The sequence below is a fragment of the Burkholderia sp. CCA53 genome (assembly GCF_001685525.1).
In the GTDB taxonomy this organism is placed as follows: Bacteria; Pseudomonadota; Gammaproteobacteria; order Burkholderiales; family Burkholderiaceae; genus Burkholderia; species Burkholderia multivorans.
This window is the reverse complement of record NZ_BDDJ01000001.1, coordinates 3,418,507-3,442,247: the sequence shown is the minus strand read 5'-3', so window position 1 is coordinate 3,442,247 and position 23,741 is coordinate 3,418,507. Positions and strand designations below refer to the sequence as shown.

14 protein-coding genes are annotated in these 23,741 nt (G+C 71.1%); 11 read left to right on the top strand and 3 right to left on the bottom strand.

All coding sequences use genetic code 11. The features are described 5' to 3' along the window. Positions 1-69 precede the first annotated feature (69 nt). The 3 genes from BCR55_RS15925 to BCR55_RS15915 are packed head-to-tail and all read left to right on the top strand — an operon-like array spanning position 70 to position 4,315. Entirely contained in the window at positions 70-2,529 is a 2,460-nt protein-coding gene (locus BCR55_RS15925; RefSeq protein WP_065494812.1) for a fimbria/pilus outer membrane usher protein, read from the top strand. A gap of 11 nt (positions 2,530-2,540) precedes the next feature. Continuing rightward, complete coding sequence (locus BCR55_RS15920; protein ID WP_059940991.1) at positions 2,541-3,287, top strand: molecular chaperone; 747 nt, start codon at positions 2,541-2,543, stop codon at positions 3,285-3,287. Then, positions 3,284-4,315: a fimbrial protein gene (locus BCR55_RS15915; protein WP_065494809.1), complete on the top strand. Its 1,032-nt coding sequence runs from the start codon at positions 3,284-3,286 to the stop codon at positions 4,313-4,315. Before BCR55_RS15920 ends, BCR55_RS15915 begins: the two co-directional genes overlap by 4 nt. A gap of 66 nt (positions 4,316-4,381) precedes the next feature. Here the strand turns inward: BCR55_RS15915 and BCR55_RS33055 are convergent, their stop codons facing one another. Further along, positions 4,382-4,519, bottom strand: coding sequence for an HHHH-motif protein (locus tag BCR55_RS33055; protein ID WP_006400112.1), 138 nt, complete (start codon positions 4,517-4,519; stop codon positions 4,382-4,384). Between the two features lie 48 nt (positions 4,520-4,567). Beyond that, on the bottom strand, positions 4,568-4,795 hold the full coding sequence (locus BCR55_RS15910; RefSeq protein ID WP_006400111.1) for a hypothetical protein: 228 nt from the start codon (positions 4,793-4,795) through the stop codon (positions 4,568-4,570). Positions 4,796-5,159: 364 nt separating this feature from the next. Here BCR55_RS15910 and BCR55_RS15905 point away from each other — a divergent pair, with 364 nt between their 5' ends. The 7 genes from BCR55_RS15905 to BCR55_RS15875 all read left to right on the top strand — a co-directional run bounded on the left by BCR55_RS15905 (position 5,160) and on the right by BCR55_RS15875 (position 11,945). Then, the gene (locus BCR55_RS15905; protein WP_065494807.1) at positions 5,160-5,807 is read left to right on the top strand and encodes an RNA polymerase factor sigma-70; all 648 of its coding nucleotides are present in this window, start codon (positions 5,160-5,162) and stop codon (positions 5,805-5,807) included. Between the two features lie 85 nt (positions 5,808-5,892). Next, positions 5,893-6,135, top strand: a complete 243-nt coding sequence (locus BCR55_RS15900) for an MbtH family NRPS accessory protein (protein WP_006404845.1) — start codon at positions 5,893-5,895, stop codon at positions 6,133-6,135. A gap of 45 nt (positions 6,136-6,180) precedes the next feature. Continuing rightward, the gene (locus BCR55_RS15895) at positions 6,181-7,191 is read left to right on the top strand and encodes a TauD/TfdA family dioxygenase (RefSeq protein WP_006400108.1); all 1,011 of its coding nucleotides are present in this window, start codon (positions 6,181-6,183) and stop codon (positions 7,189-7,191) included. Further along, positions 7,188-8,030, top strand: coding sequence for an ABC transporter ATP-binding protein (locus BCR55_RS15890; protein ID WP_065494802.1), 843 nt, complete (start codon positions 7,188-7,190; stop codon positions 8,028-8,030). Before BCR55_RS15895 ends, BCR55_RS15890 begins: the two co-directional genes overlap by 4 nt. Continuing rightward, on the top strand, positions 8,027-10,117 hold the full coding sequence (gene fhuB, locus BCR55_RS15885) for a Fe(3+)-hydroxamate ABC transporter permease FhuB (protein ID WP_065494998.1): 2,091 nt from the start codon (positions 8,027-8,029) through the stop codon (positions 10,115-10,117). Before BCR55_RS15890 ends, fhuB begins: the two co-directional genes overlap by 4 nt. Next, entirely contained in the window at positions 10,114-10,914 is an 801-nt protein-coding gene (gene fhuF, locus BCR55_RS15880; protein WP_060098690.1) for a siderophore-iron reductase FhuF, read from the top strand. The genes fhuB and fhuF overlap by 4 nt, the downstream gene beginning before the upstream one ends. Then, a complete protein-coding gene (locus tag BCR55_RS15875) occupies positions 10,911-11,945 on the top strand; it encodes an ABC transporter substrate-binding protein (protein WP_065494801.1) in 1,035 nt (344 codons plus the stop codon). The genes fhuF and BCR55_RS15875 overlap by 4 nt, the downstream gene beginning before the upstream one ends. Before the next feature lie 84 nt (positions 11,946-12,029). Here the strand turns inward: BCR55_RS15875 and BCR55_RS15870 are convergent, their stop codons facing one another. Beyond that, a complete protein-coding gene (locus BCR55_RS15870) occupies positions 12,030-13,775 on the bottom strand; it encodes a cyclic peptide export ABC transporter (RefSeq protein WP_065494797.1) in 1,746 nt (581 codons plus the stop codon). 287 nt (positions 13,776-14,062) lie between these two features. Here BCR55_RS15870 and BCR55_RS15865 point away from each other — a divergent pair, with 287 nt between their 5' ends. Next, a complete protein-coding gene (locus BCR55_RS15865) occupies positions 14,063-23,737 on the top strand; it encodes a non-ribosomal peptide synthetase (RefSeq protein ID WP_065494792.1) in 9,675 nt (3,224 codons plus the stop codon). Positions 23,738-23,741 lie beyond the last annotated feature (4 nt).

The window sequence follows — 23,741 nt, the reverse complement described above, 5'->3', positions numbered from 1 at the left end:
ATTTCCCTTCGTCCCACGACTTTCCCGTAGCGCCGCGTGCGAATCAGACATTCCCTCCTTTGCGTCTCCGTGCTGGTCGTCGGCAGCCAGAGCCATGCGACGGAATTCAATTCGTCGTTTCTCAGCATCGACGGGGCGACCGACGTCGACCTGTCGCAGTTCTCGCAGGCCGACTTCACGCTGCCCGGCGAGTACATGCTCGAGGTGCAGGTCAACGACCTGTTCTACGGGCTGCAGCCGATCGAGTTCGTCGCGCTCGACGCGTCGGGCGCGGGCAAGCCCTGCCTGCGCGCGGAGCTGGTCGCGCAGTTCGGCCTGAAGCCGTCGCTCGCAAAAGACCTGCCGCGCTTTCACGGCGGGCGCTGCGTCGATCTCGCGGCGATCGAGGGCGTGACCGTGCGCTACCTGAAGGGCGACGGCCGGCTCAGGATCACGATTCCGCAGGCTGCGCTCGAGTTCACCGACGGCACGTATCTGCCGCCGGAACGCTGGTCGGACGGGATCGCGGGCGCGATGCTCGACTATCGCGTGATCGCGAACACGAATCGCAGCTTCGGTTCGGGCGGCCGGCAGACGAATGCGGTCCAGGCGTATGGGACGATCGGCGCGAACTGGGGCGCGTGGCGCGTGCGCGGCGACTACCAGGCGCAGTCGAACGTCGGCAATACCGTCTACGCGGACCGCACGTTCCGTTTCAGCCGCCTTTATGCGTTCCGCGCGCTGCCGTCGATCCAGTCGACCGTCACGTTCGGCGACGACTATCTGAGCTCCGACATCTTCGACACGTTCGCGCTGACCGGTGCGTCGATCCGCAGCGACGACCGGATGCTGCCGCCGTCGCTGCGCGGCTATGCGCCGCTGATTTCCGGCGTTGCGCGCACCAACGCGACCGTGACCGTGTCGCAGCAGGGGCGTGTGCTGTACGTGACGCGCGTGTCGCCCGGTGCGTTCGCGCTGCAGAACATCGACACGAGCGTGCAGGGCACGCTCGACGTCGCGGTCGAGGAAGAGGACGGTAGCGTGCAGCGCTTCCAGGTGACGACCGCGGCCGTGCCGTTCCTCGCGCGCACGGGGCAGTTCCGCTACAAGGCCGCGGTCGGCAAGCCGCGGCGCTTCGGCGGCGCGGGCATCACGCCGTTCTTCGGCTTCGGCGAGGCGGCGTACGGGCTGCCGTTCGACGTTACCGTGTACGGCGGCTTCATCGCCGCGTCCGGCTATACGTCGATCGCGCTCGGCGTCGGCCGCGACTTCGGCACGTTCGGTGCGGTATCGGCCGACGTCACGCATGCACGCGCCCGGCTCTGGTGGAACGGCGCGACGCGTCACGGCAACGCGTACCGCATCAACTATTCGAAGCATTTCGACGGGCTCGACGCGGACGTGCGCTTCTTCGGCTATCGCTTTTCCGAACGCGACTACACGAACTTCGCGCAGTTCTCGGGCGACCCGACCGCATACGGTCTCGCGAACAGCAAGCAACGCTACTCGGCGACGATGTCGAAGCGCTTCGGCGATACGTCGGCCTATTTCTCGTACGACCAGACGACGTACTGGGAACGCGCGTCCGAGCAGCGCGTCGGTGTGACGCTGACGCGCGCCTTCTCGGTCGGCGCGCTGCGCAACCTGAACGTCAGCGTGTCGGCGTTTCGCACGCAGAGCGCGGGCGCGAGCGGCAACCAGGTTTCGGTGACCGCGACGCTGCCGATCGGCGGCCGGCATACCGTCACGTCGAACCTGACGACCGGCAACGGCAGCACGAGCGTCAACGCCGGCTACCTGTACGACGATCCGGCCGGCCGCACGTACCAGATCAGCGCCGGCACGACCGACGGCCGCGCGTCGGCGAACGCGAGCTTCCGCCAGCGCACGTCCGCGTATCAGCTGACCGCGCAGGCGTCGACGGTCGCGAACGGTTATGCGGCCGCATCGCTCGAGGTCGACGGCTCGCTCGTCGCGACGCAGTACGGCATCGCCGCGCATGCGAACGGCAATGCGGGCGACACGCGGCTTCTGGTGTCGACCGACGGCGTGCGCGACGTGCCGCTGTCCGGCACGCTGACGCACACCGATTCGCGCGGCTACGCGGTGCTCGACGGCATCTCGCCGTACAACGTGTACGACGCGGCGGTCAACGTCGAGAAGCTGCCGCTCGAAGTGCAGGTGTCGAATCCGATCCAGCGCATGGTGCTGACCGACGGCGCGATCGGCTTCGTGCAGTTTTCGGCCGCGCGCGGCAGCAACCTCTATCTGACGCTGACCGATGCGGCCGGCAAGCCGCTGCCGTTCGGCGCGTCGGTGCAGGATGCGGCGAACGGCAAGGAGCTCGGTATCGTCGGCGAGGGTGGCGCCGCGTATCTGACGCAGGTGCAGCCGAAGTCGTCGCTGGTCGTGCGCGCAGGCGAACGCACGCTCTGCACGGTCGACACGCTGCCGAACCGCCTGCAACTTGAAGGCACGCCGATTCCGGTCGCGTGCGACACGACGGTCGCGCCGCACGCCGCGGCCGCCCAACCTGAAACGATTCACTGACGGATGTTGCGATGAAGCACTTTCATTCCCTTCCCGGCGTGCGCCGCACGTCGTCGCTGCTCGTTGCGGCCGGCGCGCTCGTCGCCTGCGCCGCGCACGCGTCGATCGTGCCCGACCGCACGCGCGTGATCTTCAACGAAGGCGAGCAGGCGGCGGTCGTCACGGTGACGAACAAGAGCGCGACCTATCCGTATCTCGTCCAGTCGTGGCTCGAGGACGCGAACGGCAAGCGCATCACGTCGCCGCTGATGGTCGTGCCGCCGCTGCAGCGCGTCGAAGCGAACGAGCGCAACGTGCTGCGCATCGCGAAGCTGCCCGGCGCCGAATTGCCGGCCGATCGCGAATCGGTGTTCTATCTGAACATCCGCGAAGTGCCGCCGAAGACCGACACGCCGAACACGCTGCAGATCGCGCTGCATACGCAGATGAAGCTGTTCTACCGGCCGAAGGGCGTGCAGCCCGCGCGCGACGAGGACTGGACGCTGCCGATGACGCTGCGCGTCGACACCGCCGCGCATCGGCTCGTGTTCGACAACCCGACGCCATACCACGTGACGATCGTCGCGCTCGCCGCGGGCGCGCAGAAGACGCCGGTGCCGATGGATCCGCTGATGGTGAATCCGATGAGCACGGGCGACCTGCGGTTCGACGGCGCGGCGCCGTCGACGCTGTTCGTCACGCACGTCGACGACTACGGCGGCCAGGTCGCGGTCGAGTATGCGTGCGACGCGGGCGCCTGCAAGAGCGTGAAGCGATGAGCGGCGCACGACGGCCGCGTGCTGCCGGCCGGCTGCGCGCGTGGTTCGGCTGGAGCGTCTGCGTGCTGCTGATCGCGCTCGCGCAACCCGCGTGGGCCGTACGCTGCGTCGCGAACGGCGGCGGCACGGTGCTGACCGAATCGATCGGCAACGTCGCGTCGTATCCGACCGATGCGCCGGACGGCTACGTCATCTGGGTGTCGCCGCCGCGCACGACGACCGGCTACTGCTACAAGGATCTCGGCGGCAGCATGAAGACGTTCGGCGAATGGATCTACTTCTACGCGAATCCGGAGCAGCAGAATCCGGCCGCGTGGGGGCTCGAGATCGGCATCCGCTATCTCGGCCAGGACTATTTCGGCCGCAGCAGCCAGCCGGGGGACGGCGTGCAGACGAGCACCTACGTGCAGCCGTGCCGGCTCAGCGACGCCGACGTGCGCGCCGGACGATGCGAAAAGTTTCCGCTGAGCATTACGTACCAGGTCGTCGTGCGCAAGCGCGGCAGCTGGACGCAACCGCCGTCGGACGTCTACGCGGTCTTCCAGTTCGACGGGAAGGGCGGGCTGAACTACATCAATCCGAGTTTCCGCTACAAGCTGAGCGGGCTGCAGAAGCTGAAGCCGACGCCGTGCATGGTGGACGTCAAGGTCACGCCCGAGCCGGGCGTCGTGAAGTTTGGGCAGATCCAGGCGACGGCCACCGGCTTCTCGCCCGCCGTGCCGCGCAAGACGTTCAGCGTCGCGCTGACCAAGCAGTGCAGCGTGCCGGTGCGCGTGGACGGCTACTTCGAGACGGCCCAGACGGTGCGCAACGGCTTGCTCGTGCCGGCCGCCGACAGCAATTTCGGGATCGGCATCGAGGATCGCAACGGCACCGCGATTCCGTTCAACCAGCAGTTCGTGCTCGCGCAGATGCCGGGCAGCGCCAACTATCAGAGCGTGACGCTCGATGCGGTGCTGAAGTCGTTCGGGGCGCCGAAGATCGGGCCGTTTACCGGCACCGCGACGATCCGGCTGTTCATCTACTGAGGAGCGTCGCGCGCGAGCACGCGACGCGATGCGACGACGCGCCGCTCGCGCGGCGCATCGCGGTGTTTAGCGCACCCAGCGGCACACCTTGTGATGGTGATGCTCGACATGGCAGACGCGGTGCGGATGCGCTTGCGCGAGCGTCGGCGCGAGCACGGCGGCAGCGACGGCGGCGGCGGTGAGGGTCTTCAGTAGCGTTTTCATGTTGATGTCCTGTCGTTGAAGTTGGCGATTACGGAAAGCGGCGCGGCGTTACCACTGCGGGCGCGGTTCGTCGCGACGGTCGTCGCGGCGTTCGTCGTGCCAGCCCGGATGCTGCGCCTCCCAGTCACGGCGTTCCCAGTAACGATGTCCGTCCCAGTAACGATCGCCGTGCCAGCCGATCGTGACCTGCGCCGGTGCGGGGTAGGCCACGCAGCCGGTCAGCATCACGCTCGACAACGCGCCGATCATCACGGCGGATAACACGATGGTTTTCATGTCGTTCTCCCTTGGAAACCGCAGCCCGATCGTACGAGCCCCGAAAATTTCACGTGGTAATAAGTTGCTACCGCAAATAACGGTCGAAGGCATTTCGTCAGATGGCAGAAAGGCGTCGTCCGCACGTGGTCCGCGACGCGATGCACGCCGAAGCCGCGCGCGCAGGACGCGGCACGCGCGAAGGCCCGTCGCCTTGTCGGGCGGCGCGCCGTAAGCTTCGCCGCGCGCGTCGGCGGCACGCGCAGGCGGGAGCGCCGTTTGATCAGACTATTCCCCACATCCGGCAGGGGTGTTGGTAATCGGATTGAGAATGATTTGCGTTTACGTTACATTCCGCTATCTCGGAATACGACGGAGCAGATCGATGGCAATGGCGGACGTGCTCGAACGACCGGTCGCGGCACCGGCGAATCGGTTTCCCGGAAGCGGCACCGTGTGCGCGCGACGCGGCGCCGAACCGCGTGCGCAGGGCGCGCTGCTCGACGTGCTGATCGCGCATCGCGCCATGCTGGTCAACGTCGCGCGCGGCTTTCTCGGCTGCGCGAGCCGCGCGGAGGACGTCGTGCACGACGTGTTCGTGAAGCTCGTCGACTTTCCGAACCAGGACGCCGTGCGCCAGCCGGTCGCGTACGTGACGCGGATGGTGCGCAATGCATCGATCGACGCGTGCCGTCGCCAGAATCTCGAAAACATCCATCATGCCGACGAAGACGACGGCTTCGACGTGCCGTCGCCGGAGCCGACGCCCGAGGCCGCGCTGATCACGCGCGACACGCTGCGCCGCGTATCGGCCGCGCTCGACGATCTGCCCGCGCGCAGCCGCGCGGCATTCGAAATGGTGCGGCTGCGCGAGGAAACCTTGCAGACCGCGGCGCGCGCGCTGAACGTGTCGCAGACGCTCGTGCACTTTATGGTGCGCGACGCCGAGCGCCACTGTGCGGCCTGCCTCGACGCCTGCCAGCGCGGCGTCGCGTGCCCGGTATTTCTCGGCGGCCGCACGCGGCGCCGGTAAAAAATTGCGCGGCCCGTTCGTCTTCGATACAGAAGCGGCCGCATCGCCGCTTCGCACCTTCAACCGTCTCAAGCGATTTCCGATCATGACGCAAGCCACGACGCCTTCCGCCGACTCCGACGATCTCGTCTACACGGTCGTCATCAACGACGAAGAACAGTATTCGATCTGGCCGACGTTCCGGCCCGTGCCGGCCGGCTGGCGCGAGGTGGGCGTGCGCGGCGCGAAGGCCGACTGTCTCGCGCACATCGAAACCGTCTGGACCGACATGCGCCCCGCGAGCCTGCGCCGCGCGATGGACGGCGAGCGCGCGCCGAACGCATCGTGATCCGCGGCGCCGCGACGCGGCGCGCCATCTGAAGAGGACGTTTGCATGACCTTGCTTTCGTTGCCGACGCTCGACGATCTGCGTATCGAGCCGGGGCTGCCCACCGTCGTGTCGCCGCGCGGCGACGACGGCATGTCGATCGACGACGTCGCGCCGCTCGCGCGCGCCATCGCGGCCGACACGCTCGAACGCGCGGGCGGCGTGCTGTTCACGGGGTTTCGCGTACCGTCGATCGACGCGTTCCAGCGGTTTGCGGCGTCGTTCGGCGATCCGCTGATCGGCTATGAATATGCGTCGACGCCGCGCAGCCAGGTCGAGGGCGCTGTCTATACGTCGACCGAGTATCCGCCGCATCGCGCGATTCCGCTGCACAACGAGCAGTCGTATACGCGCGAATGGCCGATGCGGATCTGGTTTCATTGCGCGCTCGCCGCGCCGAAGGGCGGGGCTACGCCGATCGCGGACAGCCGCGCGGTCTACCGCGCGCTCGATCCGGCGCTCGTCGCGCGCTTCGAGCGGCGCGAGCTGTTGTACGTGCGCAATTTCGGGCAGGGCCTCGATCTGCCCTGGCAGCAGGCGTTCGGCACCGACGATCGCGCGGCGGTCGAGCGGATGTGTGCGGCGCGCGGGATCGAATGCGCATGGCGCACCGACGACGACGGCGAATGGCTGCTGCGCACGCGCGAGCGCTGTCAGGCCGTCGCGCAGCATCCGCGCACCGGCGATCGCGTGTGGTTCAACCAGGCGAACCTGTTTCATCTGTCCGCGCTCGACGACGACATGCAGGAAGCGCTCGTCGACGCGGTCGGCCTCGAGAACGTGCCGCGCAATGTGTACTACGGCGACGGTGCGCCGCTCGAAGCCGATGCGCTCGCCGAGATCCGCGGCGTGCTCGATCGACAGCGCATCGTGTTCCCGTGGCAGACGGGCGACGTGCTGATGCTCGACAACATGCTGACGGCGCATGCGCGCGATCCGTTCGAAGGGCCGCGCAAGGTCGTCGTCGCGATGGCGCAAAGCCATACGGTCCCGCGCGACCGAACGGAGGCTCGATGACGGGGCGTCCTGCCGCGCTTGCCGCGCGCGGCCTGACGGTCGGCTATCGCGACCACGTCGTGATCGACGGGCTCGACCTGTCGATCGCGGCCGGTCGCGTGACCGCGCTGTGCGGCCCGAACGGCTGCGGCAAGAGCACGCTGCTGCGCACGCTTGCCGGCCTGCAGCCGGCGCGCACGGGCCACGTCGAAGTCAACGGGCGGCCGCTCGCATCGTTTCGTCGCCGCGCGCTCGCGCGCGAGCTGACGATGCTCGCGCAGTTCAACCAGATTCCGTCGGGGCTCACGGTGCGCGAACTCGTCGCGTACGGACGCTATGCGTACGGCGGCTTCCTGCGCGGGCTCACGCGCGCGGACCACGCGGCGATCGACGAGGCGCTCGACACGAGCGGCCTCGCCGCCGACGCCGAGCGCGACGTCGGCGCACTGTCCGGCGGCGAGCGGCAGCGCGCGTGGATCGCGATGGCGCTCGCGCAGCAGGCGTCAATCGTGCTGCTCGACGAGCCGACGACCTATCTCGACATCCATCATCAGCTCGACATCCTCGACGCATTGCGCACGCTGAACCGCACGCGCGGCCTGACGATCGTCTGGGTGCTGCACGACCTGAACCAGGCGGCCGCGTACAGCGACGAGATCGTGCTGATGCGCGCAGGCCGCGTCGTCGCGCACGGCGCACCCGACGCGATGCTCGAGCCCGCACGGCTGCGCGCCGCGTTCGGCGTCGACATGCTGAAGCTCGCGCATCCGCAGACGGGCGCGCCGATGTGCGTGCCGGCGTACGGGCCGGCGACCGCCGCGCCCGCGGCCGCGCACGCGTCGGACCGGGATCTCGCATGACGACGACGGTCGCGATACGCAAGCGCACGCAGGCCGCGCACGCCGCAACCGGTCGCCGAGCCGGCCGGATCGCGATCGGCGCGATCGTGCTGATCGCGCTCGTCGCGGCGATGCGCGTCGCGCCCGATCTGCTTGCCTGGTGGCGCGCCGCGCCCGGCAGCGACGCGGCCGCGCTCGCGCACGTGTTCCTGTTCGATCTCGGTTTGCCGCGTATCGCGGCTGCGCTCGTCGCCGGCGGCTGCCTCGGCATCGCGGGCGCGCTGTTCCAGTCGCTGACGCGCAATCCGCTCGCGTCGCCGGACCTGCTCGGCGTGACGGGCGGCGCCCAGCTCGGGCTGCTCGCGTCGATGCTCGTGCCCGCGCTCGCGGGCGTCGCGTCGGTGCCGCTGCTGTTCGTCTGCGGACTCGCGGCGGCGGCCTGCGCGATCGCGGCGGCCGGCGGCTGGCGCGCGACGCCGCTGCGGCTCGTGCTCGCGGGCAGCGTCTGCATGCTGCTGTTCGCCGCGTTGTCGACGCTCGTGCTCGCGTTTTTCGAGCAGAACATCGCGGGCGCCGCGCTGTGGGCGAACGGCAGCCTGTATCAGCCCGGTGCGGCAGGGCTCGCGCTCGCGGCGCGCTGGCTCGTCGCACCGCTCGTCGCCTTGCCGTTCGTGATGCGGCCGCTCGATCCGCTCGCGCTCGGCGACGACGCGGCGGCCGCGGCCGGCGTGCGCGTCGACGCGACGCGGCTCGCCGCGACGGTCGTGGCAGTCGCGTTCACGAGCGTTGCGGTCAGCATCGCGGGGCCGCTGTCGTATGTCGGCCTCGTCGCGCCGAACCTGATTCGCCAGATCCGCGGTGCGCGCGCGGCGCGGCTCGGTGCGCTCGTCCCGCTGTCCGCACTCACCGGCGCAGCGCTCGTGCTCGTCACCGACAGCGCGGTGCTCGCGTCGGGACTCGATGCGACGCTGTCGACCGGCGTCGCGATCGCACTGGTCGGCACGCCGCTGATGCTGATGATGATCCGGCGCGGCGCCGCGTGGTCGGGCGTGCTGCATGGGCCGCCCGAGCGCGCGGCCGGCGGCCGGTCGACGCGCATCGTCGGCTGGCTCGAACGGCTCGGCTGGCCGTTGCGCTCCGCGCTGTTCGCCGCGATCGCGCTCGTCGTCGTATACGTCGGCGTGTCGTCCGGGCCCGAATGGCTCGCGCCGGCGCGCTGGTTCGCCGCGTTGTCCGGGCACGATCCGCTCGCGCGCATGCTGCTCGATCTGCGCATGCCGCGGCTGCTGTGCGCGCTGCTCGCCGGCGCGCTGCTCGCGGTGAGCGGCGTCGCGATGCAGAGCGTCGTGCGCAATCCGCTCGCGGGGCCGGAAGTGCTCGGCGTCACGCAGGGCGCGGGGCTCGTCACGCTGTTCGCGCTGTCCGCGTGGCCGCTGATCGGCCACGTCGGGCTCGCGGCCGCCGCGCTGATCGGCGGCGGGCTGTCGCTTGCGATCACGCTCGCGCTCAATCATCGCCATCGCTATGCGCCGCTCGCGGTCGCGCTGACCGGCATCGTGACGGGCGCGCTGTGGACCACGCTCGCGCAATGGCTGATCACGCAGGAAAGCGTGCAGCCCGCGCGCTTCGTCGTCTGGCTCGTGGGCGGTACGTACGGCCGCAGCTGGGGCGAGGTGTCGATGCTCGTGCCGTGGTGCGTGCTCGCGGTGCCTGTCTTCGCGTGGCTCGCGAAGCCGCTCGACATGCTTGCGCTCGGCGACGACCAGGCTGCCGCGCTCGGCCTGCCGGTCGCGATGCTGCGGCCGCTCGCGCTGACGATTGCGACGCTCGCCGCGTGTGCGGCCGTCGCGGCGGTCGGGCCGATCGGCTTCATCGGACTGATGGCGCCGCACGTCGCGACGATGCTCGGCGCGCGCCGTCATCGCACGCGGCTGTGGCTCGCGGCCGCGTGCGGTGCGCTGATTCTCGCCGCCGCCGATCTCGCGGCGCGCACGCTCGTCGCGCCGCGCGAAGTGCCGGCCGGCGTGCTGACCGCCCTGATCGGCGCGCCGTACCTGCTCGGGCTGCTGATTCTCGAGGCGCGCCGCGCGCGGCGCGCGGCGCGATGACCGGGCAGCGCGACGGCGCACGCGCGACGCGCTTCTCGACCTTCGCGCCCGAGCCGTTCGCAGCGCATCTCGACGTCGTGTGGCTCGGCATGCCGGACGACGCGCAGTGCGGCGGCCGCCGGATCGTACCGGTCACCGCGCTGCCCGAACACCGCGACGCGATCGTCGACGCGATGGTCCGTCATTACGGCGGCGACCCGGCGCGCCATACGCGCGCGCTCGTGTCGCAGTGGAGCAAATACTATTTCGGCCGCGCGGTGCCGGCCGGCGTCGTTGCCGCGCTGACGCTCGGCCGGCCGCTCGACATGACGCCCGAGCGCACCTTCGTCGCGCTCGACGACGGGATGCCCGCCGCGCTGTATTTCGCAGCGGACGCGCTCGGTGCGCCGTGCGACGAACCGGCGCGCCGGCATGCGGGGCTCGTCGCGCATCTGCGTGCCACGATCGCGCTGCTCGCCGGCATCGGCGGCGTCACGCAGCGCGTGCTCTGGAGCAACGCGGGCAATCTGCTCGACTTCCTGTTCGATCGTTACCGGACGCTGCCGTGCGCGGTCGATCGCGCGCGCGATGCCGAATGGCTGTTCGGCGCGACGTGTGTCGACGGCGAACCGAATCCGCTGCGGCTGCCGGTGCGCGACGTGGTGCCGCGCTCGCCGTTGCTGCCGACGCCGTTTCGCGCGCGCCGCGTGTGCTGCCTGCGCTATGAGATTCCTGGAGAAACGCAACTGTGTGGAAGCTGTCCTCTGCTGCTGACGATGGACGACGCGGCGCTGGCCGAGCAGGACGCGATCCGGTGACGGACGCGGGGCGCCGACGCGCGCTCGCGCAACTCGCCGCCAGCGCGTGCTGCGGCGCGTTCGCTGCGTTCGGTGGATTCGGCGTTTTCGGTGCGCCTGCGATGGCGGCCGATGCGCCGCCCGCATCGCGCCGCGCGCTGTCGCTCGCCGGCAATCCGGTCGTGTCGCAGGCGAGCGCGACGATGCCCGTGCGGCCGCAGCGCGTGGTCGCGCTCGACTTCATGTTCGCGGAAAGCGTCGTCGCGCTCGATCTGATCCCGGTCGGAATGGCCGACACGGCGTTCTATCCGGGCTGGCTCGGCTACGAGAGCGCGCGTATCGCGCACGTGACCGACATCGGGTCGCGGCAGGAGCCCGGCCTCGAGGCGATCGCGGCCGTCAGGCCCGACCTGATCATCGGCGTCGGCTTCCGGCATGCGCCGATCTTCGACGCGCTCGACCGCATCGCGCCGACGATCCTGTTCCAGTTCAGCCCGAACGTGTCGGAAGGCGGCGTGCCGGTCACGCAGCTCGACTGGATGCGGCAGATCTTCAGGACGATCGGCACGGTGACAGGTCGCGACGCGCGTGCGCGCGCGGTCGAAGCGCAACTCGACGCAGGACTCGCGCGCAACGCGGCACGTCTGTCGGCGGCCGGCCGCGCGGGCGAGCGGATCGCGCTGCTGCAGGAGCTCGGCCTGCCGGACCGCTACTGGGCCTATACCGGCAACAGTACCGCGGCCGGGCTCGCGCGTGCGCTCGGTCTCGTCCCGTGGCCGAAAAAGCCGACACGCGAAGGGACGATCTATGTGACGTCGGCCGATCTGCTCACGCAGCGCGATCTGGCGATCCTGTTCGTGACCGCGACCGCGCTCGACGTGCCGCTGTCCGCGAAGCTCGATTCGCCGGTGTGGCGTTTCGTGCCGGCATGGCGCGAGCATCGGATCGCGATGATCGAGCGCAATATCTGGGGCTTCGGCGGCCCGATGTCGGCGCTGAAACTCGCCGACGTGATGACCGATACGATGCTGACGCTGCCGGCCGTGCGCTGAGCGCGTTTCGTCGCGTCGTTCTCTTTCATCGGTCGTTGACAGAGGCGCCGGCCGTCGCGATCGCGACGGGCCGGCGCCTTGCGTTTACGTGCTCAGCGCATCGACGCCGTCGTGCGCGCGCGTGCGTGTCGGCGACGTATCGCTGACGATCCGTCCGTTCTCGAGCTTCAGCAGGCGGTCGGCGAGCCCGAAATAGCGATCGTCGTGCGTGATGACGATTACGGCCTTGCCGCGCGCACGCAGCTCGGGCAGCAGCTGCTCGTAGAACACGGCCTTGAAGGTCGGATCCTGATCGGCCGCCCATTCGTCGAACAGATAGAACGGCCGATCCTCCAGATAGGCGACGACGAGCGCGAGCCGCTTGCGCTGGCCGGTCGACAGCGCGCGCGTCGAAAACGCGCCGTCGACGACCTTCACCTTGTGGTCGAGCGCGAGCTTCGCGATCAGCGCGTTCGCGCGCGCATCGGCCTGTGCGCGGTCGGGATCGTCCGGATCGACGATGCCGATCAGCGCATCGAACAGATGGAAATCGTTGAACACCGCGCTGAAGCGCTGCCGGTACGCCGCGCGCTCGCGCCAGCCGATCGCGCGGCCGTCGACTTCGATCGTGCCTTCTTCGGGTTCGTACAGGCCCGTCAGCACTTTCGCGAGCGTCGTCTTGCCGCTGCCGTTGCCGCCGACGATGAACACGAGCTCGCCGGGGCGGATCGTCAGGTCGACCGGTCCGATCCGGAACATCCGCTCGTCGCGTTCGTGGAAGTAAGCATGCGTGACGCCGCGCAGCGCGATGGCGCCGGCCGGCGGCACGTCGGGCGCCTCGCTCGCCGGCGGCACCGTGCGCAGTGCGCCGAATTCCGCCATGACGCCTTCGATGCGTGCGAGCGACACGCGCGCGGCATTGACGGTCGGCAGATTGTTCAGCAGCCCGTCGAGCGGCACGAGCATGAACAGGAACACGACGACGTAGCCGGCCGCGGCAGCCGGGTCGGCGTGCACGCCGAGCGCCGGCCAGAACGACGCGACGCCGAGAAACGCATAGAACAGGAAGATGATCCAGCCGACGCCGACCGCATACGCGCTGAACGCGCGGCGCCGATGATCGCGCACTTCGCCGATCGCGGCGCCGAGCTGGCCGTCGACGAACTGGCGCGCGCGCGCGTCGTGCAGCTTCAGTTCCTTCGCGCCGGAGAACAGCGCGCCGAGATAGTCGAACAGACGGTCCTGCGCACGACCGGCCGCTTCGAGCGACGCGATCGCGCGGCGGTCGCCGGTGTGATAGCCGAGCGAGCCGGCGACGATGGCCGCGAGCGCGAGCAGACAGACGGGCCACGACAGCCACGCGAGATAGCCGAGGCAGCCGAACACGATCGAGCCGTGCATCACGAGGTTCGGCAGCGCGAAAAACAGCATCGATACGTTCGTCGCGTCGTCGGTCAGCACCGACTGCACGGGCGCCGCGCCGATCCGTTCGATGTCGCGCAGCTCGGCCGCGCCGACGCGGCGCGCGAGATGCACGCGCAGCCGCGCCATCGTGTCCTGCGACAGCCGCGCGAACAGCGTGCCCGACACGATCCGCGTGACGAGCGCGATCACCGCGCACAGCGCGAAACGCCACGCGAGCGCGGCGTCGGCCGCGTCGGGCTGCGCGAGCGCACGGTTCAGTGTCGCGACGAGCAGCACGCTCGCGATGCCGTTCAGCACGCAGGCGACGAGCGCGAGCGCGAACGACGCGCGGCTTTCGCGCAGCAGCGCGAGGATCAGGCGCGTCGCGGGGCGGGCGGGCGCGGCATCGGGAGACGGCGGGGAAGTGGGCTCGTGGGCGGCGGTCATCGGCAACGTCGGTCAAGGGAAACAGGGGAAACGGATAGCGGACAGCGGACGCAATCGCGTCGAAACGGGCGTAATCGCATCGGCCGCGCCGGGCGGGGTCCGCGCTGTCCTTCCTGATAGACGAACGAGCGCGGCAAATCTTTAGCAATGCTGCGGCCCTGGCGTGTGCGAAACGGGTGTCGATACGAAAAGGTAAAAAATCGCGCGCGTCGTTCGTCACACCAGTGAAGCCGCCCGAAGCGGCCCCGAGACTTGGCCGAAGCGGCCGGACCGAAGGACTTCACGCCATGACGAGTTTCCCGACTGCGTTGCACCACCGAATCCGCGAACTGGCGCAGCAGGCGCCCGATGCGCCCGCGCTCGCGGCGCCTTTCCAGAACGATCTGCGCCTGTCGCGCGGCGCGCTCGATGCGTGCGCATCGCGGCTCGCGCAGCAGCTGCGTGCAGCCGGCGTCGGCGCGGAAGTGCGCGTCGGCGTCTGCGTCGAGCGCTCGTGCGAGCTGTTCGTCGCGCTGCTCGCGGTGCTGAAGGCGGGCGGCGTATTCGTGCCGCTCGATCCGCGCCATCCGGCCGCCCGGCTCGACTGGATCGTCGGCGACGCGCAGCTGCGCTACGGGATCGTCGATGCGGCCGGGCGCGCGGCGCTGCGCACGCCGTTCGAGCACGCGTTCGACGTCGCCGACGCGATGGCCGCCGCCGCACATGCCGGCGCGGCCGGCGTATCGGACGGCCCGTGCGTGGCCGTGCATGCGCGCTCGGCCGCATACATGATCTATACGTCCGGTTCGACCGGCACGCCGAAGGCGGTCGTCGTCGAACACGGGCCGCTCGCCGCGCACTGCGACGCGCTCGCGGCCGCGCTGCCGATCCGCGCGGACGATCGGCTGCTGCATTTCGCGTCGGTCAATTTCGACGCCGCGCACGAATGCTGGCTCGCGCCGCTCGCGCTCGGCGCCAGCGTGACGATCGCGCCGCCGCAGCCGTTCGCGCCGGACGCCGCGCATGCGCTGATGGTGCGCGACGCGATCAGCGTAGCCGCGTTTCCGCCCGCCTATCTGCGCGAATTCGCGAACGTCGCCGCGCGCGACGGCGTGCCGCCCGCGCTGCGCGTGCTCGCGTTCGGCGGCGAAGCGCTGCCGCAGCAGGCATTCGAATTCGTGCGCCGCACGTTTCCTGCGGTGCGGCTCGTGAACGGCTACGGGCCGACCGAGGCCGTGATTTCGCCGATGCTGTGGCCGGTCGAGCCGGGCGAGACGCCGGTGCTGAATGCGGACGACGCGTATGCCGCGCTGCCGATCGGGCGCCCGATCGGCCCGCGCGTCGCGCGCATCGACCGCAGCGACGCCGCGGCGGCCGACGCCGGCGAGTTGCTGCTCGGCGGCCTGTGCGTCGCGCGCGGCTACCACGGGCGGCCTGCGCTGACCGCCGAGCGCTTCGTGCCGGACGCGGACGGCGCGCCCGGCGCGCGTGTATATCGCACCGGCGATCTCGTGCGTCTTCGCGACGACGGCGCATTCGACTACATCGGCCGCGTCGACGATCAGGTCCAGGTGCGCGGCGTACGCGTCGAACCGGCGGAAATCGCCGCCTGCCTGCGCGCGCATCCGGCGGTGGCCGATGCCGCGGTCATCGCCGAAACCGGCGCGGGCCCGACGCGGCTGATCGCATGCATTGCGCTGCGCGCGGCAATCGACGATGCGGCGCTCGGCGCGCACGTCGCCGCGCAGCTGCCGGCCGCGTGGCAGCCGCACCGTTTCGTGCGCTGCGACGCGCTGCCGTACACGCTGAACGGCAAACTCGACCGCGCGGCGCTGCGCGAGCGCATCGCCGCTGCGCGCAACGCGCAGCAGGGCGGCGACGCGCCGCGCACGCCGACCGAGCAGCAGCTCGCGGCGCTGTGGCAAACGCTGCTCGCGCTCGATGCCGCGCCGTCGCGCGACGATCGTTTCGTGTCGCTCGGCGCCGATTCGCTTGGCGTGATGCAGTTGCAGGCCGCGATTCGCGCGTCGATGCGCGTGAACCTGCGGCTCGATACGCTGTTTGCCGATCCGTCGCTCGCGGAGCTCGCCGCCACGATCGACGATGCAGAGCGCGAGACGGGCGCGCCGCTCGCCGCGATTGCCGCGCGCGGCACGACGCCGAGTGCCGGTGCGGCGCACGTCGACCGCGCGGCGTCGCTCGCGCAGCAACGCTTCTGGGTGCTCGCGCAGACGCGCGACGCAAGCGCCGCGTACCACATCGCCGCGCACTGGACGATCGACGGCGCGCTCGACCGTGCCGCGCTGCAGCGCGCGCTCGACCATCTGATCGAGCGGCACGAGGCGTGGCGCACGACGCTCGTCGACAACGACGACGGCATCGTGATGCAGCGCATTCATGCGCGACTGCCGGTAACGATCGTCGACGTCGATCTGCGCGGCTTGCCGCCGGCGGCGCGCGACGCGGAGGCCGCGCGGCTCGCGGAGCGCGACGCCGGCACGCCGTTCGATCTCGCGCGCGGGCCGCTCGTGCGCGCGACGCTCGTCGCGCTCGCCGACGATCGCCATCGGCTGCTGCTGACCGCGCATCACGCGGTCAGCGACGGCTGGAGTTCGCGCTGCGCGTTCGACGAGCTGTCGGCCGCCTATCGCGCGTATGCAGCAGGCCGGGCGCCGTCGCTGCCCGCGCTGCCGATCCAGTACGCCGACTATGCGGAGTGGCAGCGCGAGATGCTCGCGAACGGCGAGGCCGAGCGCCAGCTCGACTACTGGCGCGGCGCATTGCGCGACGCGCCGGGCCCGATCGCGCTGCCGCTCGACCGTCAGCCGCCGGCCACGCGCGCGCTGCGCGGCGCGCGCGTCAGCGTGCGCGTGCCCGATGCGGTCGCGGCCGACGTGCGCCAACTCGCGCGCGACGCGCACGCGAGCGTGTTCGTCGTGCTGGTCGCGGCGTTCGACGCATGGCTCGCGCGGCTCACCGGCGAAACCGACGTCGTCGTCGCGGTGCCGGTCGCGCATCGGCAGCGTGAGGAAACGCGCGCGCTGCTCGGGCTGTTCCTGAACACCGTCGCCCTGCGTGTACGCGTCGCGCCGGCCCAGCCGTTCCGCGCGCTCGTCGATGCCGCGCGCAGCGCCGCGCTCGAAGCGGTCGCGCATCAGGACGTGCCGTTCGAGCGTGTCGTCGATGCGGTGAAGCCGCCGGTCAGGCGCGGCGACGAATGGCTGCGCGTGAAGTTCGCCCAGCAGTTCGACGCGCGGCACGACAGCGTGCTGCCGGGCGCAACGGCGGTCGCGACGCCGGGGCCGGACCTCGCGGCGCGCTTCGATTTCGCGGTCGACTTCACCGACGACGCGAGCGGCATCGAACTCGTCGCCGCCTATGCGACCGACTGCATCGATGCGGATACCGCGCGCGCGTGGCTCGACAGCTATGCGGCGCTGCTCGCGTCGGCCGTGCGCGATCCGCAATGCGCGACGGCCGCGCTGCCGTGCGACGGTGCGCCCGCGTCGCGGCAGCCGCGCGACGGCCGTGCGTTGCGTGTCGAGCATGCGGACGTCGTGGCCGCGTTCGCGCGCCAGGCGGCCGCGTATCCGCATCGGATCGCCGTGGCGGACGCCGCGTCGTCGCTGAGCTTTGCCGAACTCGACGATACGTCGAACCGCGTCGCCCGCGCGCTGCAGCAGCGCGGCGTGTCCGCCGAAGCGCCCGTCATCGTCTGTATCGAGCGCTCGGTGCGCTTCGTCGTCGGGCTGCTCGGTGCGCTGAAGGCCGGCGCGCTCGCCGTGCTGCTCGATCCGGCCCAACCGGCCGCGCGCCTCGCCGCGGCGGCGGCGGACTGCGGTGCGCGCTGCGCGCTCGTCGCAAACACATCTGCATGGCCGCTCGACACGTGCGCACAGCCGCTCGACGTCGACGCGCTCGCGCACGACGCGACGCTCGCGACGGCAGCCGGTGTGCGCGTCGCGCCGCATCCGGAGCAGGGCGCGTATCTGATCTACACGTCGGGTTCCACCGGCACGCCGAAGGGCGTCGTCGTATCGCATCGCGCACTTGCCGACTACGTGCAGGGGCTGCTCGACGAGCTCGCGTTCGCGTCCGAGGCGTCGTTCGCGATGGTCTCGACGGTCGCGGCCGATCTCGGTCATACGACGCTGTTCGGCGCGCTCTGCAGCGGCCGGACGCTGCATCTGCTGCCCGCATCGTGCGCGTTCGATCCCGATGCCTTTGCGGACGAAATGCGCCACCGCGAGGTCGGCGTGCTGAAGATCGTGCCGAGCCATCTGCAGGCGCTGCTCGACGCGCGCGTACCGGCCGACGTGCTGCCACGCCACGCGCTCGTCACGGGCGGCGAGACGCTCACGTGGGCGCTGGTCGCGCGCGTCGCGGCGCTCGCGCCCGCATGCCGCGTGATCAACCATTACGGGCCGACCGAAGCGACGGTCGGCGCGCTCGCGTGCGACACGGCGTCGATCGCCGCCGACGCGCGCGATCCGGCGGCCGGCGTACCGCTCGGCGTGCCGCTGCCGAACGCACGCGCGCTCGTGCTCGACGCGTTCGGCGCCTGCGTGCCGCCCGGTGCGATCGGCGAACTCCATCTCGGCGGCCCGGGCGTCGCGCGCGGCTATCTGAACCGGCCCGCGCAGACGGCCGAGCGCTTCGTGCCCGATCCGTTCACGCCCGGTGCGCGGCTCTACCGCACCGGCGATCGCGTGCGGCTCGGCACCGACGGCCGCATCGCGTTTCTCGGCCGGATCGACGACCAGGTGAAGATTCGCGGCTACCGCGTCGAGCCCGGCGAAGTCAGCGCGGCCGTGCGCGCGGCCGGCCCGATCGCGCAGGCCGAAACGCTCGCGATCGAACACGACGGCCGGCTGCGGCTCGCGACCTTCGTCGTCCCGCGCGACGGTGCCGCATTCGACGAAGCGGCGCTGCGTACGGCGCTCGCCGCGACGCTGCCCGACTACATGGTGCCTGCGCAGTGCGTCGCGCTTGCGCGTCTGCCCGTCACCGCGAACGGCAAGATCGACCGCGCGGCGCTGCGCGAGCTGGCGGCGCGACCGGTCGAGCATGCATCGGGCGATGCGCCGCAAGGGCTCGCCGAAACGGTGCTCGCCGAGGTGTGGCAGGCCGTGCTGAAAGCGCCGCGCGTCGGCCGCCACGACAACTTCTTCGAGCTCGGCGGCGATTCGATCCTCGTGCTGCAGGTGATTGCGCGCGCGCGCAAGCGCGGCGTGCGCTTCACGCCGAAACAGCTGTTCGACGGCCCGACGCTCGCCGAGCTCGCGCGCGTTGCGAAGGTCGACGACGCCGCGACGCCGCAGCCGGCCGCCGAGCCTGCGTCGTCCGCCGGCGCCGATATCCAGACGCTCACGCCCGCGCAGCAGCGCTTTTTCGCGCTCGACCTGCCGAATCGCGGCCACTGGAACCAGTCGGTCGCGTTCGACGTACGCGGGCCGTTCGATGCCGACGCATTCGCGCGCGCGTTCGATGCGGTGCTCACGCATCACGCGGCGTTCCGCCAGCGTTTCGCGCGCGGCGCGGACGGCACGTGGCATGCGACCGACGCGGCGAAGCCGTACGATGCGCTGCCGTTCGTCGAGGTCGTCGCGCACGACGAAGCCGACGCGCTCGCGCGCTTCGATGCGCTGCAGCGCCGCCTCGATCTCGCGCGCGGCCCGCTCGCCTGCGCCTGCGCGGCGCGGTTGCCGGACGGGTCGACGCGGCTGTATCTGGCGATTCATCATCTGATCGTCGACGGCGTGTCGTGGCGCATCGTGTTCGACGATCTCGATGCCGCCTACCGTGCCGCCTGCGAGCGTATGCCGGCGCGGCTGTCGGCGCCCGGCCTGCGCGCCGATGCCTGGGCCGCGCGCCTCGCGCGTGCCGCGACCGATCCGGCGTCGCCGTTCGCGGCTGAAACCGCTTACTGGGCCGCCGCCGCAGAAGGCGACGAACTCGAGCCCGACCGGCCCGACGCGCGTGCGACGAATGCCGACGCGGCCGTCGTCGTACAGACGATCGACGCGACGCTGACGCGCGCCGCACTCACCGACGCGCACGCGGCTTACCGCACGCAGACGATCGAGCTGCTGTGCGCGGCGCTTGCGATCGCGCTGGCCGGCTCGCGCGGCGCATCGTCGTGTCGCGTCGAACTCGAAGGACACGGGCGCGAGGCGCTGTTCGACGATGCGGACGCGAGCCGCACGGTCGGCTGGCTGACGAGCCACTATCCGGTCGCGCTTCCTGTCGCGGCGAGCGCGCGCGACACGCTCTGCGCGGTGAAGGACACGCTGCGCGCGGTGCCGCACAAGGGGCTCGGCTTCGGCGTGCTCGCGCACTACGGCGATCCGCGCACGCGCGAGGCGTTGGCGGCCGTGCCGCGGCCGCGCGTCACGTTCAACTATCTCGGCCAGTTCGACGCAGCGCGCGATGCGACGCTGGTGCCGCGCGTCGGCGGCGCCGGCATCGAGCGCGATCCGCAGGGCCCGCTCGGCAATCTGCTCGCGATCCACGCGTACCTCGACGCGCAGCCGGACGGTGCGCGCACGCTGAAGCTGCATTGGGTCTATGGCGCACCGCAGTTCGAGCGCGCGACGATCGACGCGCTGGCCGAGCGCTTTGCGGCCGCGCTGCGCGAGCTCGTCGACGCATGCGCAGCACGCCTCGCGCGGCGCGGCGGCGGTGCGACGCCGGGCGATTTTCCGCTTGCGCGCGCAGCCGGCCTCACGCAGGCCGCGATCGAGCGCACGCCGCTCGACTGGCGCACGATCGACGACGTCTATCCGCTTTCGCCGATGCAGCAGGGCATCCTGTTTCATGCGCTGTTCGCGCCCGGCCACGCGAGCTACGTGAACCAGCTCGTCGCGACGGCGACCGCGCTCGAGCCGGCGCGCCTCGTGCGCGCGTTCGCGGCGTCGATCGCGCGGCACGACATCCTGCGCACGAGCGTGATGCCGGACGAAGCGGCGCCGCTGCAATGCGTCCATCGTCATGCGCAGATGCCGGTCGAACAGCTCGACTGGCGCACGCGCGGCGCGACGCTCGACGCGGATTTCGACGCGTGGCTCGCGGCCGATCGCGCACGCGGCTTCGACTGGCGCGAGCCGCCGCTGATGCGGCTCACGCTGATTCGCGTGACGGACGACGCGTGGCGCATCGTATGGACGCGCCATCACGTGCTGCTCGACGGCTGGAGCACGGCGCGTCTGCTCGCGGACGTGCTGCGCGACTATCGCGATCCCGATGCGGTGTCGCCGTTCGCGCCGCGTCCGGCGCTGCGCTATCGCGACTTCATCGCATGGCTTGGCACGCGCGATCGCGACGCCGACGAACGCTTCTGGACCGAACGGCTCGCGCGGCTCGATGCGCCGACGCTGATCGCCGAACGCACGGCCGACCGTGCGGACGGGCACGTCGTCACGTGGCGCGCGACGATCGACGCGCCGGCATTCGCGCGCGTCGCGCAGACGGCACGTGCACTGAAGCTGACGGTCAACACGCTGGTGCAGGGCGCATGGGCACTCGCGCTGCAGCGCATGACGCATCAGCCGGCGGTCGCGTTCGGCGCGACGGTGGCCGGACGTCCGGACGCATTGCCGGACGTCGACGCCGTACTCGGTCTCTTCATCAACACGGTGCCCGTCATCACGACGCCGGCGCCGCAGCGGCGCGCGTCGGACTGGCTGCAGGCGCTGCAACGCGACAACGCGGCGGCCGCCGAGCATGCGCACACGCCGCTCGCCGACATTCAGCGCTGGGCGCGCGGCGCGGGCGGTGCATTGTTCGACACGCTCGTCGTCTTCGAAAACTACCCGGTCGACGAGCGCGCCGGCGATGCCGATCCGCGTGCGCTTGGGCTGACCGACGTGCGCAGCATCGAGGCGACCGATTTCGCGCTGACGCTCGTGATCGAAACCGGTAGTGCGCTGACGATCGACTATGGCTACGACACCGCGCGTCTCGATGCATCGCAGGTCGAGACCTGGCATCGCGCCTTCGCGTGCGCGCTCGACGCGCTCGCACGCATGCCGGACGCGCCGCTCGGCATGCTGTCGATTGCGGACGAGGCCGTGCGCGACGCGCTGACGCGCATGCACGACACCGCGCGCATCTGGCCCGACGCGCAACGACAGCCGCTGCACCGGCAGTTCGCCGATGCCGCGCGCGCGATGCCCGACGCGGTCGCGCTCGAACTGGCGGACGCGCATGGCTCGATCCGGCAGATCGGCTATCGCGAACTCGATCGCCGCACGTCGCGCGTCGCGGCCGCGCTGCGCCGGCGCGGCGTGCGGCCCGATACGCCGGTCGCGCTGTGCCTCGAGCGTTCGTTCGACATGGTGATCGCGCTCGTCGGCGTGCTGAAGGCGGGCGCCGCCTATCTGCCGATCGACCCCGACTATCCGGCCGAGCGCATCGCGTATCTGCTGCACGATGCGCGGCCGGCCGTCGCGATCACGCAGCCGCATCTGCGCGCGCAGGTCGATGCCGCACTCGGCGAGCGCGCCTCGACGCAGTGGCTGACGCTCGCCGATCTGCTCGACGACGACGTGGCCGCCGACGCCGACGCCGACGCCGACGAACGGCCGGCCGACGTCGACGATGCGCAGCTTGCGTATCTGATCTACACGTCGGGCTCGACCGGCCGGCCGAAAGGCGCGGGCAACACGCACGGCGCGCTCGCGAACCGGATCGCGTGGATGCAGCACGCCTATGGGCTCACGCGCGACGACGTCGTGCTGCACAAGACGCCGTTCGGCTTCGACGTGTCGGTATGGGAGTTCGTGTGGCCGCTCGCGGCGGGCGCGAAGCTCGCGATCGCGGCGCCCGGCGAGCATCGCGATCCGGCGCGGCTCTGTGCCGCGATCGCGGCGCATCGCGTGACGGTGCTGCATTTCGTGCCGTCGATGCTCGCCGCATTCGCCGCGTATCTCGACGATTTTTCGGCTGCCGCGCAGTGCGCGAGCGTGCGGCTGATCGTGGCGAGCGGCGAGGCACTCGCACCGGAGCTCGTCGCGCGCATGGCGCGGCTGCTGCCGAACGCGACGCTCGTGAACCTGTACGGGCCGACCGAAGCCGCGATCGACGTCTCGCATTGGACCTGCGGCGCGGACGACGCGCGCGCGGCCGCCGTCCCGATCGGGCATCCGATCGCAAACCTGCGGCTGCACGTGCTCGACGCCGCATGGCAGCCGGTGCCGCCCGGCGCGACCGGCGAGCTGTATCTGTCCGGCGCGGGGCTCGCGCGCGGCTATCTCGGCCGGCCGGCGCTGACCGCCGAGCGTTTCGTGCCCGATCCGTTCGCGCCGGGCGAGCGCATGTACCGCACCGGCGACCTCGCACGGCGCCGCGCGGACGGCGCGCTCGACTACCTGGGCCGGGTCGACACGCAGGTGAAGCTGCGCGGCCAGCGGATCGAACCGGGCGAGATCGAGGCGCTGCTGCGCGCGGCGCCCGGCGTGCACGACGCGGTCGTGATCGTGCGCGACGAGCAGCTGATCGGCTACGTCGCACGCGGCGATGGTGCCGCGCTCGATCGCGCGGCGCTGCTCGACACGCTGCGCGCGCAGTTGCCCGCCTACATGGTGCCCGCACAGCTGATCGAACTCGACGCGCTGCCGGTCACGCCGAACGGCAAGTGCGACCGCCACGCGTTGCCGGCGCCCGTGCGTGCGCCGGCCGTCGCGGCCGCGCTCGCGACCGATACCGAGCGCGCGCTCGCCGAGATCTGGCAGCGCGTGCTGCACGTGGACGCGATCGGTCGCGACGACGACTTCTTCCTGCTCGGCGGCCACTCGCTGCTCGCGACGCACGCGCATGCGCAGGCCAATCTGCACTGGGGCATCGCGCTGCCGCTGCGCACGCTGTTCGACGCGCGCACGCTCGCGCGCTGCGCCGCGGCGATCGACGACGCCTGCGCAGCGCGCGGCGCGACCGACGCGGCGAGCACGATCGACGCGCTGCTCGGCGAACTCGAAACCCAATAAGGAC

Bases quoted from the DNA above. Each gene is read 5' to 3' on its own strand.
- BCR55_RS15920 (WP_059940991.1), top strand. From the start codon at position 2,541: ATGAAGCACTTTCATTCCCTTCCCGGCGTGCGCCGCACGTCGTCGCTG.
- BCR55_RS15915 (WP_065494809.1), top strand. From the start codon at position 3,284: ATGAGCGGCGCACGACGGCCGCGTGCTGCCGGCCGGCTGCGCGCGTGG.
- BCR55_RS33055 (WP_006400112.1), bottom strand. From the start codon at position 4,519: ATGAAAACGCTACTGAAGACCCTCACCGCCGCCGCCGTCGCTGCCGCC.
- BCR55_RS15910 (WP_006400111.1), bottom strand. From the start codon at position 4,795: ATGAAAACCATCGTGTTATCCGCCGTGATGATCGGCGCGTTGTCGAGC.
- BCR55_RS15905 (WP_065494807.1), top strand. From the start codon at position 5,160: ATGGCAATGGCGGACGTGCTCGAACGACCGGTCGCGGCACCGGCGAAT.
- BCR55_RS15900 (WP_006404845.1), top strand. From the start codon at position 5,893: ATGACGCAAGCCACGACGCCTTCCGCCGACTCCGACGATCTCGTCTAC.
- BCR55_RS15895 (WP_006400108.1), top strand. From the start codon at position 6,181: ATGACCTTGCTTTCGTTGCCGACGCTCGACGATCTGCGTATCGAGCCG.
- BCR55_RS15890 (WP_065494802.1), top strand. From the start codon at position 7,188: ATGACGGGGCGTCCTGCCGCGCTTGCCGCGCGCGGCCTGACGGTCGGC.
- fhuB (WP_065494998.1), top strand. From the start codon at position 8,027: ATGACGACGACGGTCGCGATACGCAAGCGCACGCAGGCCGCGCACGCC.
- fhuF (WP_060098690.1), top strand. From the start codon at position 10,114: ATGACCGGGCAGCGCGACGGCGCACGCGCGACGCGCTTCTCGACCTTC.
- BCR55_RS15870 (WP_065494797.1), bottom strand. From the start codon at position 13,775: ATGACCGCCGCCCACGAGCCCACTTCCCCGCCGTCTCCCGATGCCGCG.
- BCR55_RS15865 (WP_065494792.1), top strand. From the start codon at position 14,063: ATGACGAGTTTCCCGACTGCGTTGCACCACCGAATCCGCGAACTGGCG.